Below are 12,464 nucleotides of genomic sequence, written 5' to 3' on the forward strand. Positions count from 1 at the left end.
CATCATCCTCGCAGGCTTTCCCGCCCACCGGGCTCGCGGGCCCGTGGTCGCTCACCCCACGAAGACGGCTGCCGCCTTGGCGCTCTGCGCTCCGACCGGCTCGTAGAGCGCCAGGAACTCCCCGTCGGGGGCGAAGACGGCGGTCAGCCCGTCGAGCCCGAGCCCGAGCTTGCGCCCGTAGCGGACGTCCTGCGCCTGCTCCTCGGACAGGTCGTACGCCGGGAAGGCGGCTCTGGCGGCGTCGCTGAGCCCGAGCACACCGAACTCGTCGGCGAGCTCGTCGAGCGTCTTCGCGGCCGCGAGGTCGTACGGTCCGACCGCGGTGCGACGCAGCATCGTCAGATGTCCACCGACCCCGAGCGCCGCGCCGACGTCGCGAGCGATCGCCCGGATGTAGGTGCCCGAGGAGCAACGCACGGAGATGTCGACGTCGACCACGTCGCCCTCGTTCCGGAGCTCACCGACGGTGAGCTCGTGCACCGTGACCGGTCGTGCCTTCAGCTCGACCTGCTCCCCGTCGCGTACGCGTTGGTAGGCGCGCTTGCCGTCGACTTTGATCGCCGACACCGCGGTCGGCACCTGGAGGATGTCGCCGACCTGGGTGGCGAAGGCGCTGCGTACCTCGTCCTCCGTCAGACCGGTCGCGGTCGTCTCGGCGACGACCTCGCCCTCGGCGTCGTCGGTGGTGGTCGAGATCCCCAGACGCACGGTCGCGTCATAGGACTTCTCGGTCAGCATCAGGTGACCGAGGAGCCGGGTGGCCCGCTCGACCCCCAGCACCAGTACGCCGGTGGCCATCGGATCCAGGGTGCCGGCATGCCCGACCTTGCGGGTGCCGGCCAGGCGGCGTACGCGCGCGACGACGTCGTGGGAGGTGACCCCGGCGGGCTTGTCGACGATGACCAGCCCGGCGACAGGAGAGCTCACTCCTCGTCGTCCTCGTCCCAGTCGTCGGCCTCACGAGGCTTCTTGTAGGGGTCCGGCTCACCTGCGTAGGTCTCCCCGCGCGCAGCGGCGACCGCGTCGTCCTGTGCCTTGGCGCGCGCGAGCACGTCATCGAGGTGGCGGGCGGTCTCCGGCAGCGCGTCGTGGATGAACTCCAGCGTCGGCGCGGTGCGGGTGCCGAGCTGCTTGGCGACCTCGGAGCGGATCAGCCCCTTGGCCGACTCCAGCGCGGCGGCCGTGCCGGCCAGCTCGGCCTCCGAGTCGGCGCCGAGCACCGTGTAGAAGATCGTGGCCTGCTGACTGTCGCCGGTGACGCGTACGTCGGTGACGGTGACGAACCCGATCCGCGGATCCTTGATCCGTCGCTCCAGCATCTGCGCCACGATGACCTTGATCCGGTCAGCGATCCGGCGAACCCGTGGGCTACTCATGTTCACACTCTCTCAAATAATCGAAGTAAATCGAGACGTTGGCCGGGCCGCGACTGCGACCCGGCCAACGTCAGAGGCTCATTGTCAGCCTCGGGGAATCTCCACCATCTCGAAGGCTTCGATGATGTCGCCTTCCTTGATGTCCTGGAAGTTCTTCAGGACCAGACCACACTCGAAGCCCTCGCGGACCTCGGAGGCGTCGTCCTTCTCGCGGCGCAGCGAGGCCAGGTCGAGGTTGTCGGCCGCCACGGCGCCGTCGCGCAGAACGCGAACCTTGGCGTTGCGGCGGATGAGGCCCTCGGTGACCATACAACCGGCGATGTTTCCGGCCTTCGACGAGCGGAAGATCGCACGGATCTCCGCCTTGCCGAGGACCTTCTCCTCGTACTCCGGCTTGAGCATGCCCTTGAGGGCCGCCTCGATCTCCTCGATCGCCTGGTAGATGACCGAGTAGTAGCGGATCTCGACACCCTCGCGATCGGCCAGCTCCGTCGCCTTGCCCTGCGGGCGGACGTTGAAGCCGATGATGATCGCGTCGGAGGCAGCAGCCAGGTCGACGTTGGTCTCGGTGATCGCACCGACACCGCGGTCGATGACCCGGATGGAGACCTCGTCGCCACCCACGTCGATCTTGGCCAGTGCGTCCTCGAGCGCCTCGACCGAACCGGACACGTCGCCCTTGAGGATGAGGTTGAGCTCCTGGCTCTCGCCCTTCTCCATGGAGGCCATGAAGTCCTCCAGCGTGCGGCGTACGCGGCGCTTGGCCTGCTGCGCGGCACGCTCGCGTGCCTCGCGCTTCTCGGCGATCTGGCGAGCCATGCGGTCGTCCTCGACGACCAGGAAGCTCTGACCGGCACCCGGCACCGCCGAGAGGCCCAGGACCATCGCCGGACGCGACGGAGTCGCCTCGGTGATCTCGTGGCCGTACTCGTCGATCATCGCGCGGACACGGCCGTGGGCCGGACCGGCGACGATGGACTCACCCACGCGCAGCGTGCCGCGCTGGACCAGGATGGTCGCGACGGGGCCGCGACCGCGGTCGAGGTGAGCCTCGATCACGATGCCCTGCGCGTCCTGGCTGGCGTTGGCCTGCAGGTCGAGCGAGGCGTCGGCGGTCAGCACGACGGCCTCGAGAAGGCCCTCGATGTTGATCCGCGACTTCGCCGAGATCTCGACGAACATCGTGTCGCCGCCGTACTCCTCGGGGATGAGGCCGTACTCGGTCAGCTGGCCACGGACCTTGGTCGGGTCCGCCTCCGGCTTGTCGATCTTGTTGATCGCGACCACGATCGGGACACCGGCCGCCTTGGCGTGGTTGAGCGCCTCGATGGTCTGCGGCATCACACCGTCATCGGCCGCGACCACGAGGATCGCGAGGTCCGAGGACTGCGAACCGCGGGCACGCATGGCGGTGAACGCCTCGTGACCCGGGGTGTCGATGAAGGTGATCTTGCGCTCGTTGCCGTCGACCTCGGTCGAGACCTGGTAGGCACCGATGTGCTGGGTGATGCCACCGGCCTCGCCCTCGATGACGTTGGCGTCACGGATGGCGTCGAGCAGCTTGGTCTTACCGTGGTCGACGTGACCCATGACGGTGACGACCGGCGGTCGGACCGTCCAGTCGGACTCGTCGCCCTCGTCGCCGAGCTCGATGTCGAAGGACTCCAGCAGCTCGCGGTCCTCGTCCTCGGGGGAGACGACCTGGACGATGTAGTTGAGCTCCTCACCGAGCAGCTCGAGGGTCTCGTCGTTGACGGACTCGGTCGCGGTGACCATCTCACCGAGGCCGAACAGCATCTGCACCAGCTGAGCCGGGTCGACGTTGATCTTCTCGGCGAAGTCGGTCAGCGAGGCACCACGGGCGAGACGCACGGTCTCGCCGTTGCCCTTGCGTACGCGGATGCCGCCGATGGTCGGGGCCTCCATGGCCTCGAACTCCTGGCGACGCGCCCGCTTCGACTTCCGGCCACGGCGCGAGGGACCACCCGGGCGACCGAAGGCACCCTGGGTCGTTCCGCGACCACCGGGACGACCGGCACCGGGGCGACCGCCACCGGGACCGCCGCCGAAGCCGCCGCCACCGGGGCGACCGGCACCGCCGCCGCCACCGGGACGACCCGGAGCACCAGCACGACCACCGCCGCCACCGGGACGACCCGGAGCACCGGCACGACCACCGGGACCGCCACCAGGACGGGCACCGAACGCGGCCGGGGACTTCGGCATCATCGCCGGGTTGGGACGCGGCATGCCGGGACGGCCACCTGCCTGGCCACCCTCACGGGCAGCAGCAGGACGCGGCGGACGCTGGTCGCCGCCGGCCGGGGCACCGCCCTGGCCACCTTGACCCTGGCCTCCACCCTGGCCGCCGGGACGCGGACGTCCCATGCCCTGGTTGGAGGAGAACGGGTTGTTGCCCGGGCGCGGAGCGCCGGGCTTGCCGACCGGACGCGGTCCGGGACGACCGGCACCGGCGCCGCCGGTGCCACCCGCGCCACCGCGAGCCGCAGGGGTCTGCGGACGAGCGCCGGGCTTCGGCGCACCAGGCCGGGGCGCACCCGGCTTGGGAGCGGCCGAGCGACGGTCGCCGGTCGGCGCGTTCGGGCTGGGCTTGGGAGCGGCCGGAGCAGCGGACGCCGCAGGGGCGACCGGCGGAGCCTCGGCCTTCTTGGCCGGGGGCTTCGGGCCGGGCTTGGGCGCAGCCGGCTTGGACGCCGCAGGCGCCTCGGCAGGCTTCTCGGGCGCCGTGTCCGCAGCCTTCTTGGGGGCAGCGGGCCTCGGAGCTGCCGGCTTGGGGCCGGGCTTGGGGGCGGCCTTCTCGTCCGAGGACGCGGAACCACCCTTGCCGCCGGCCTTCAGGCCGGGGCCGATCTCCTTGCGGAAACGCATCTCCGCGGGGAGCTCGACGGTCGAGCTCGCCGACTTGACGAACTCACCCATCTCCTTGAACTTCTCGAGAACGAACTTGCTCTCGACTCCGAACTCTTTGGCGAGTTCGTGGACTCGGGTCTTAGCCACGTTTCTCCTTCTGGCCACAGACCCGAGATCCGGGTGAAACTGTGACCACTAATGGTTGTAGAACACGCTCATCGCGAAGTACTCATCGAGTGCTCATGAGCTTTTGCTCCAGTTCCTGGTCAGTTGACCGTCGGCGACGGTCGTGGATGTCGGGCGCGTGTCGAGGTAGTCCTCCACCGGTGCGCTGGAAAGCCCGCCCGTGGGCCCCTTACCTTTCGGGAACAGGGCCCGGGTGAACGCCTTCCGGCGCACCGCGAGTTCGTAACACTCACGCGTGGGGTGCACATGCGCCCCACGCCCGGGTGCGGTGGCTGTCGGATCGGGCACCACGGCCGGCTGGCCGTTGCGGTCCGAGCCGGCGGTCACCCGCAACAACTCGCGCTTGGCGGCTCGCTTCCGGCAACCAACGCACGTACGGACAGGTCCGTTCTGCGTAGTTTCTTCGAGGCGTGCCACCGATCCTTAACACTACCGCTTCCGGGGTTCGGTAGACGAAACCGGGGCACAGGTCGTTCTTATTCCGTGACCCATCCTCACCCGATGGCGGCGATCACAAGATCGCGGCGATCTCCGGCCAGGCCCGCAGGCCGAGCTCGCGATCGGCCGCCTCCGAACCACCCCAAGCGAGCCGCTGGCTGATCGGCAGCGCGGGCTCACCGGGCAGCACGACCCGGTGACCGGCATCGGGATGGGTCACCACGATCGTCTCCAGGTCGTGGGCCGTACGCCTCCGCCGGACCGTCTCGGCGGCGAGGACGGAGGGCCACAGTGCGTCGCCTCCCCCGGCGACCAGGACGACGTCACCGGCGATGCGCTCGACCGGGATGGTCGCGGCCGGCACCCGGTCGGCGTACTTCTCCAGGGCGGAGAGGTAGGCCTCGCAGAACGACGGGAGCTCCCCGTCCGCTTCCTTCACCGCCTCTTCGATCGCCTCGTCGTCGAACGGCACGAACGGCACCTGCTCACCGCGCAGCGTCCACGAGGACCGCTGGGGTCGCTCGTCGCTGAGGCCGGCCCAGGAGACGTACGTCGGGGAGATCCCGACGACCGCGTCGATCTCGGGGTGCACGGTGCCCAGCAGGAGCGCGGCCTGGGCGCCCCAGGACGTCCCGAGCACGACCAGCCGCTGGTAGCGGGCGTGGAGGTCGGCGAGGACGCCGTCGAACGTCTCCAGCGGTATCAGCCGAGCCTCGCCCGGCTGTCCGGGACCACCGAAGTAGCGGATCGACGCCGCAGCCACCCCGTGCGAGGCGAGCATCCGGCACCGGTCGGTCTCGATCCGCCCGGATGACCCCGAGAGTACGAGTACGCCGGTGGTGGCCCCGTCCGGTTCCAGCAGGACGCCCTCGGAGTCGGTCAGAGTGGTCTCACGCACGCTCGCCATGCCGCACAGGTTAGTGACCGGCGATGCTCAGGCGACCGGGGTCTCCTCGTCGGAGCGGATGTCGATGCGCCAACCGGTCAGGCGGGCGGCCAGGCGGGCGTTCTGCCCCTCCTTGCCGATGGCCAGGGAGAGCTGGTAGTCCGGCACCACGACACGGGCCGACTTGGTCGCCTCGTCGATGATCTGCACCGAGGAGACCCGGGCCGGGGAGAGCGCGGAGGCGACGAGCACCTTCGGGTCCTCGGACCAGTCGACGATGTCGATCTTCTCGCCCTGCAGCTCGGACATGACCTGGCGGACCCGCTGGCCCATCGGGCCGATGCAGGCGCCCTTGGCGTTGACGCCGGGGACGGTCGACTTGACCGCGATCTTGGTGCGGTGGCCGGCCTCGCGGGCGATCGCGGAGATCTCCACGGTGCCGTCGGCGATCTCGGGCACCTCGAAGGAGAAGAGCTTCTTGACCAGGTTGGGGTGGGAGCGCGAGAGGGTGATCTGCGGGCCACGCATGCCCTTGCGCACGCTGACCACGAGAGCCTTGATCCGGGTGCCGTGGCTGTAGTCCTCGCCCGGCACGCGCTCGGAGAGCGGAATGACGCCCTCGAGCCGGCCCAGGTCGACGAGCACGTCGTCGGGGTTGCGGCCCTGCTGGATGACGCCGGAGAGGATGTCGCCCTCCTTGCCGGAGAACTCGCCGAACTTCACGTCGTCCTCGGCGTCGCGCAGCCGCTGCAGCACGATCTGCTTGGCGGTGGTGGCGGCGATCCGGCCGAAGCCCTCGGGCGTGTCGTCGTACTCCCCGACGACGTTGCCCTCGTCGTCGACCTCGGCGGCCAGCACGCGTACGTGGCCGGTCTTGCGGTCCAGGTCGACCCGCGCCTTCGTCTGGGCGCCGGTGGTCTTGTGGTAGGCGGTCAGCAGTCCCTGCTCGATCGCCTCGACGAGCACATCGAGCGAGATCTCCCGCTCCCGCTCCAGCATCCGCAGGATGCTCATATCGATGTCCATGGCCTACTCCCCCTCGTCGATCCGCTTGAACTCGATCTGCACAAGCGCCTTCTTCACGTCCGCGTACGCCACGTCACGGCGCTTGCCGCTCACCTCGAGGCTCGCGCGCTCCTCGTCGGACTCCTTGACCCGTCCGGTGAACGCGGAGCCGTCGGCGGTGGTGACCTTGACCAGGCGACCCTTGTTGCGGCGCCAGTGGCGCGGCAGGGTCAGCGGCCGGTCGACCCCGGGAGAGGTCACCTCGAGCGTGTAGGGCTGCTCGCCCATGACGTCGGACTCGTCGAGGACCCGGTTGACCTCACGGGTTGCCTCGGTGACCTCCTCATGGGTGATGCCACCGTCCTTGTCGACGGCGATCCGCAGGATCCGGCGCTTGCCGGCCGGCGTGATCTCCACGGCCTCGATGTCGAAGCCCAGGGCCTGAAGCGGGTCTGCGAGGGCCTTTTCGATGGCACTCGCGATCGCGTCCTTCCGGTCAGCACTCAACGCGATCTCCCCCTGCATCCTGTTGTCCGGTCCTGTTGTATGCGCCTCCGAGCACGCAGCACTTCTGGTCACACCATACCTGTACGCCTCGGGCGTCTCGAACAGCGCGCAGCTGTGTTGGAAAGCCGCTGACGCGACTCCCGCCGGGTGTGGTTAGGGTTCCTCACGTGACCAGCGCACGTGCCCTCCGGATGCTCTCGCGGCGCACCGCTGTCGGTGTCGCCGTGGTTGCCCCGCTGGCCGCCTCGGCGTGTTCGGCCTCGGAGATGCTGGATCCTGTCAAAGCCCCTCCACCGAGCACTCCCCCGGCCCCCGCCAACCCCGACCAGAGTGTGATCGACGCCACGGTCGCGAAGATCCTCGGCGCCGACGATGGCGCCCCGTCCGAGTTCGTGCAGCTCCATCGGGTGCACATCGAGGCGCTGGCGCCGACCAAGGGCGTCACCGCGGCGCCGGCGAAGGGGCGGTGGCAGGAACGCCAGGTCGCCCTGGTCACGACACTCACCGCCGCGGCCGGACGCGCGGCCGACCCGCAGCTGATCACGCTGCTCGCCTCAGCCGCTGCCGGTCAGCAGCAGCTCCTGCACGGACGAGGTCTGGCATGACGACCGCGACCTCGACCTCGACCGAAGCGATCCAGGCGGCGCTCGCGGTCGAGCACTCCGCGATCTACGTCCTGGGCGCCCTGGGCGGGCGCACCTCGGCGACGTCCTCGCCCGCTCTGGCGCGAGCGCTCACCGATGCGTACGACGACCACGTGAACGCCCGGGAGGCGCTGGCCGCGCACGTGGTGGCCGCCGGGATCGAGCCGGTCGCGCCCTCCGCCGTCTACGACCTGCCCGGCCGGATCGGCTCGGAGGCCGGCATCGGCGCCGCGGCGCTGCGGCTGGAGCAGGACACCACCGCGACCTATCTCTCATTGGCCCCGAAGGCGACCGGCACCGACCGGACGCTGCTCATCCAGCTGCTGTGCCGGGCGGCCGCGCGCCAGCTCGACCTGGGCGCGAAACCGAGGGCGTTTCCGGGGACCTGATCCTCAAAAGCCGAGATGGCCCGCGAACCGTCCGGCGCGGGAGACTCCCGAGATGTCTCCCGAGACCGGGCGGCTCGCGGGCCAGGTTTTGGCCTGGACACGAGGCCTGAGAAGTCGCCTGGGGCTGAACCTCTCTTGCAGAAGTATGCAATCCCCGCTCAGGATGGCCCAGACCCGCAAAAGCGCATTGCAAGAACTTGCAACTTTTCCCGGCCTCATTCCCAGGAGCGAACGATCTGGTGTATGTCGCTCAGTCGTTGCGCGACGGCGTCCGGCGAGCCCTCGCTGTGCCCCACCTGGCTGCTCGGGATGTTGCTGTGCGGGATGTGGATCGCCCGCAGACCGGCCTTCTGAGCACCGTACACATCGTCGAAGAGCCTGTCGCCCACGTAGACGCATCGAGACGGATCCGAGACCTTCACGGCCTCCATCGCCGCGTAGAAGGCCTCTTCGGCGGGCTTCGTCCAGGGAACCTCGGAGGTGTAGACGTCCCCGTCGAGCAGATCGAGCACCCCGTCGCGCTCGAAGAACCCGCGGTGCCACGCACGCGGCCAGATCGTGTTGGACAGCACCCCGACGCGTACGCCGTCGGCGCGGAGCGCCTCCCACAGCGGCCCGACCTCGGGGTCGGTCAGGGTGTGCGGCTCCCAGAACTCGTAGTAGGCGTCCAGCAGGTCAGGGTCGTGCTCGAGGCCGGCCTCGTCGAAGAGGTCGCCGATCGTCGAGCTCTGCTGGTGGTCGCGGCTGCGGGCCCAGATCGTCTCTCCCGCCTGGTGGAGCCTGGTCGCGTTGACCGGGTGGTCGTCGTCGCAGGCACCGCTCACCGCCTGCGCGAGCGCCAGTGACTCCGCGTGGAAGTCGATGTCATGCCACTTCGTCAGCGTGCCGCCCCAGTCGAAGATCACCGCGTCGATCGCCATGGCCCCGACCCTAGCGGTGCGACGCCGGCCGACTCACCGTGATTTTTCAGCGGGACGGCTGCGCCGAGTCGACCAGATCGGTGAGCTCCGCGCGGAAGTCGGGATGGGCACAGTGATCGATGATCCGCCGCGCTCGGGCGGCGGGAGAGATGCCGCGCAGGTCGGCCACACCCTGCTCGGTGACGATGACCTGCACGTCGTGCGCGGTGTGGTCGACGTGGCCGACGAACGGCACGATGCGCGAGACGGTGCCTCGCTCGGCGGTGGAGGGGGCGGCGAAGATGTTGAGGTGGGCGTTGCTCGCGAAGTCACCCGAGCCGCCGAGGGCGTTCACGTTGCCGTGGATGTCGGCCTCGGCCATCGAGTCGATCGCGATCAGGCCGAGCCGCCGGATGACCTCGGGGTGGTTCGATGTCTCCTGCGGGCGCAGCAGGACTCGGCCCTTGTAGTGGTGAACGTCGTCGTTGAACCGGCGAGCACCCGCCTCGGAGAGGCCGAAGGACGTGGCCGAGACTCCGATCAGCTTCCCGGAGTCGAGCAGGTCGAGCAGACCGTCCCGGACGGTGTCGGTGTAGGCCGTCAGGTGCTCGAGCTCGACGTCCTGGAGCCCGGTGAGCACCGCGTCGGCGACGGGACCTGCACCGGCGTGGAGCGGTAGCAGGCTGTGGTGCAGGCGGCCGTGGCGTACCTCGTGGAGGAGGAAGTCCACGACGAGCTCGGCTGTCGCGCGGCTCTCCTCGTCGATCACGCGCGGCGGTGAGCCCCGGTCGGGGCGATCGGTCTCGACGACGGCGACGACCTTGGCCGGGTCGACGAGCAGGTAGGGGTCGCCGATCCTCTGCATCGGCGTCGTCAGCTGGATCGGCGCCCGCGCCGGCGGCAGCTGGGAACCGTGATGGATGTCGTGGAAGCCTTCGAGCCCGCGCGGATGCCAGCTGTTGACCTCGAGGATCACGGTGTCGGCGACGTCGAGCCACGTCTGGTTGTTGCCGACGCTGCTCCCCGGGACGAGCAGCCCGTTGGGCAGGATCGCCGCCACCTCGACCACCGCGACGTCGAGAGCGCCGTAGAACCCGGAGGCCGCATGCTGGGCGACCCGCGAGTGACGTACGTCGACGCCCTCCGGCCACTCCCGGACCAGTCCCAGTGCCTCGGGCACGGCCTTCGGTCGCCCGATTCCGGCAAACCCCGAGAAGGCCACCGTCTTCCCCGGCCCGATCCCCGCGGCCGCCTCCGCGGCACTCGCCACCCGCAAGGCGAGCGTACGGTCAAGAATCCTGTCCCCCGTCATGAGGTCGATCTTGCCGCATTCCCGGCGGTTGGAATCCCCGGTTAACCGGGTATCCCTGCACTTCTCTGGCGTTGCAACACCCGAGAAGTGCAGGAAACACCCGAGAAGTTCCGGTGATGTCAGCCGCGGACGACCTCGGCGAGGTGGGCGACGGCGTCGGCGAGAGCGACCTCGGTCTTCTCGCCGCTCTTGCGGTCCTTGACCTCGACCTTGCCCTCGACCAGGCCCTTGCCGACGGTGACGATGGTCGGGACGCCGATGAGCTCGGCGTCCTTGAACTTCACGCCGGGCGAGACCTTGGGGCGGTCGTCGTAGAGCACGTCGATGCCGGCGGCCTCAAGCTCACCGGCCAGCTTCGCTGCGGCCTCGAAGACGGCGGCGTCCTTGCCGGTCGCGACGAGGTGGATGTCGTACGGAGCGACGTTGCGGGGCCAAGCGAGACCGATGTCGTCGAGCGTGCCCTCGGCGATGGCGGCCACGGCGCGGGTGACGCCGATGCCGTAGGAGCCCATGGTGACGGTGACGAGCTTGCCGTTCTCGTCGAGCACCTGGAGCCCCAGCGCGTCGGCGTACTTGCGGCCGAGCTGGAAGACGTGGCCCATCTCGATGCCGCGGGCCAGCGTCAGCGGGCCGGAGCCGTCGGGAGCCGGGTCGCCCTCGCGGACCTCGGCGGCCTCGATGGTGCCGTCGGGGGTGAAGTCGCGGCCGGCGACCAGGTCGATGACGTGCTTGCCCTCGACGTTGGCGCCGGTCACCCAGCGGGTGCCGGTGACCACGCGCGGGTCGACCAGGTAGCGGATCCCGGACTCGGACTTCTCGCCGAGCGCCTCGGGCCCGATGTAGCCCTTCACGAGCGAGGAGTGCTTCTTCAGCTCGACGTCGTCCATGGGCTCGACCTCGATCGGCTCCAGCTGCCCCGCGAGGCGCTTGATGTCGACGTCGCGGTCACCGGGCAGGCCGATGGCGAGCGGCTCGACGGTGCCGTCGGGGTGACGCAGCGTCACCAGCACGTTCTTCAGCGTGTCGCCGGCCTCCCAGGGACGGTCTTCGCGCGGGTACGCCTCGTTGAGGTGGTCGACGAGCGTCTGGATCGTCGGGGTGTCGGGAGTGTCCTCGGCGTGGGCGGCCGGCACGTCCTCGTACGAGAGCGGCTCGGGAGCCAGCGTCGTGACCGCCTCGACGTTGGCGGCGTAGCCGCCGGGCGAGCGTACGAAGGTGTCCTCGCCGGCCTCGGAGACGGCCAGGAACTCCTCGGAGGCCGAGCCGCCCATCGCGCCGGAGGTGGCCTTGACGATGACGTACTCGAACCCGAGGCGGTCGAAGACCTTGACGTACGCCGCGCGGTGGGCGTCGTAGGCCGCCGCCAGCCCCTCGTCGGTGTAGTCGAAGGAGTAGGAGTCCTTCATGATGAACTCGCGCCCGCGCAGCAGTCCCGCACGGGGACGCGCCTCGTCGCGGTACTTCGTCTGGATCTGGTAGATGGCCAGCGGCAGGTCCTTGTAGGAGCCGTAGAGGTCCTTGACCAGGAGCGTGAACATCTCCTCGTGCGTGGGACCGAGCAGGTAGTCGGCCTCCTTGCGGTCCTTGAGCCGGAAGATGCCGTCGCCGTACTCCGTCCAGCGGCCGGTCGCCTCGTAGGGCTCGCGCGGCAGCAGCGCCGGGAAGTGCACCTCCTGGGCGCCGATCGCGGCCATCTCCTCGCGGATGATCCCCTCGACCTTGCCGAGCACGCGCAAGCCCAACGGCAGCCATGAGTAGATCCCCGGAGCGGCGCGGCGGATGTAGCCGGCACGGACAAGCAGCTTGTGGCTCGCGACCTCGGCGTCGGCGGGATCCTCACGCAGGGTCCGCACGAACAGGGTCGACATACGGGCGATCATGCGGGCAAGCGTACGGCTGACCGGACCGCTGCCGCGAACCGGTAAAAGGTGTGTTGCAACCGGGGTGCGAG

The 12,464-nt window shown here is 69.6% G+C and carries 12 protein-coding genes; 2 read left to right on the plus strand and 10 right to left on the minus strand.

Translation table 11 applies throughout. From position 1 onward, the window contains the following. Positions 1–51: 51 nt before the first annotated feature. The 7 genes from truB to rimP form a co-directional block, all read right to left on the minus strand. A complete protein-coding gene (gene truB, locus ABTX24_RS27220; RefSeq protein ID WP_350844115.1) occupies positions 52–927 on the minus strand; it encodes a tRNA pseudouridine(55) synthase TruB in 876 nt (291 codons plus the stop codon). Beyond that, a complete protein-coding gene (rbfA, locus tag ABTX24_RS27225; protein ID WP_160024423.1) occupies positions 924–1,376 on the minus strand; it encodes a 30S ribosome-binding factor RbfA in 453 nt (150 codons plus the stop codon). Before rbfA ends, truB begins: the two co-directional genes overlap by 4 nt. Positions 1,377–1,460: 84 nt before the next feature. Further along, positions 1,461–4,394, minus strand: a complete 2,934-nt coding sequence (gene infB, locus ABTX24_RS27230) for a translation initiation factor IF-2 (RefSeq protein WP_160024424.1) — start codon at positions 4,392–4,394, stop codon at positions 1,461–1,463. Positions 4,395–4,487: 93 nt separating this feature from the next. Then, entirely contained in the window at positions 4,488–4,850 is a 363-nt protein-coding gene (locus ABTX24_RS27235; protein ID WP_350844117.1) for a YlxR family protein, read from the minus strand. Between the two features lie 94 nt (positions 4,851–4,944). Beyond that, the gene (locus ABTX24_RS27240) at positions 4,945–5,778 is read right to left on the minus strand and encodes an alpha/beta fold hydrolase (protein ID WP_350844119.1); all 834 of its coding nucleotides are present in this window, start codon (positions 5,776–5,778) and stop codon (positions 4,945–4,947) included. Positions 5,779–5,805: 27 nt separating this feature from the next. After that, positions 5,806–6,783: a transcription termination factor NusA gene (nusA, locus tag ABTX24_RS27245; protein WP_160024427.1), complete on the minus strand. Its 978-nt coding sequence runs from the start codon at positions 6,781–6,783 to the stop codon at positions 5,806–5,808. Between the two features lie 3 nt (positions 6,784–6,786). Then, positions 6,787–7,269 carry a ribosome maturation factor RimP gene (gene rimP, locus ABTX24_RS27250; RefSeq protein WP_457164912.1) on the minus strand — a complete coding sequence of 161 codons (483 nt, stop codon included), beginning with the start codon at positions 7,267–7,269 and terminating at the stop codon, positions 6,787–6,789. Positions 7,270–7,436: 167 nt separating this feature from the next. Here rimP and ABTX24_RS27255 point away from each other — a divergent pair, with 167 nt between their 5' ends. Both ABTX24_RS27255 and ABTX24_RS27260 read left to right on the plus strand, forming a co-directional pair. Continuing rightward, positions 7,437–7,874, plus strand: a complete 438-nt coding sequence (locus ABTX24_RS27255) for a hypothetical protein (RefSeq protein ID WP_350844121.1) — start codon at positions 7,437–7,439, stop codon at positions 7,872–7,874. Then, entirely contained in the window at positions 7,871–8,302 is a 432-nt protein-coding gene (locus ABTX24_RS27260) for a DUF4439 domain-containing protein (protein WP_160024430.1), read from the plus strand. Before ABTX24_RS27255 ends, ABTX24_RS27260 begins: the two co-directional genes overlap by 4 nt. 215 nt (positions 8,303–8,517) lie before the next feature. Here the strand turns inward: ABTX24_RS27260 and ABTX24_RS27265 are convergent, their stop codons facing one another. The 3 genes from ABTX24_RS27265 to ABTX24_RS27275 all read right to left on the minus strand — a co-directional run bounded on the left by ABTX24_RS27265 (position 8,518) and on the right by ABTX24_RS27275 (position 12,393). Then, positions 8,518–9,222, minus strand: a complete 705-nt coding sequence (locus ABTX24_RS27265) for an HAD family hydrolase (protein ID WP_350844123.1) — start codon at positions 9,220–9,222, stop codon at positions 8,518–8,520. Positions 9,223–9,268: 46 nt separating this feature from the next. Then, positions 9,269–10,513, minus strand: coding sequence for an acetyl-CoA hydrolase/transferase C-terminal domain-containing protein (locus ABTX24_RS27270; protein ID WP_350844125.1), 1,245 nt, complete (start codon positions 10,511–10,513; stop codon positions 9,269–9,271). Positions 10,514–10,632: 119 nt separating this feature from the next. Beyond that, a complete protein-coding gene (locus tag ABTX24_RS27275; protein WP_350844127.1) occupies positions 10,633–12,393 on the minus strand; it encodes a proline--tRNA ligase in 1,761 nt (586 codons plus the stop codon). Positions 12,394–12,464 lie beyond the last annotated feature (71 nt).

The sequence above is a fragment of the Nocardioides sp. NPDC127514 genome (assembly GCF_040302125.1).
Taxonomy (GTDB): Bacteria; Actinomycetota; Actinomycetes; order Propionibacteriales; family Nocardioidaceae; genus Nocardioides.

Bases quoted from the DNA above. Each gene is read 5' to 3' on its own strand.
- rbfA (WP_160024423.1), bottom strand. From the start codon at position 1,376: ATGAGTAGCCCACGGGTTCGCCGGATCGCTGACCGGATCAAGGTCATC.
- ABTX24_RS27275 (WP_350844127.1), bottom strand. From the start codon at position 12,393: ATGATCGCCCGTATGTCGACCCTGTTCGTGCGGACCCTGCGTGAGGAT.
- ABTX24_RS27265 (WP_350844123.1), bottom strand. From the start codon at position 9,222: ATGGCGATCGACGCGGTGATCTTCGACTGGGGCGGCACGCTGACGAAG.
- ABTX24_RS27260 (WP_160024430.1), top strand. From the start codon at position 7,871: ATGACGACCGCGACCTCGACCTCGACCGAAGCGATCCAGGCGGCGCTC.
- ABTX24_RS27270 (WP_350844125.1), bottom strand. From the start codon at position 10,513: ATGACGGGGGACAGGATTCTTGACCGTACGCTCGCCTTGCGGGTGGCG.
- nusA (WP_160024427.1), bottom strand. From the start codon at position 6,783: ATGGACATCGATATGAGCATCCTGCGGATGCTGGAGCGGGAGCGGGAG.
- ABTX24_RS27240 (WP_350844119.1), bottom strand. From the start codon at position 5,778: ATGGCGAGCGTGCGTGAGACCACTCTGACCGACTCCGAGGGCGTCCTG.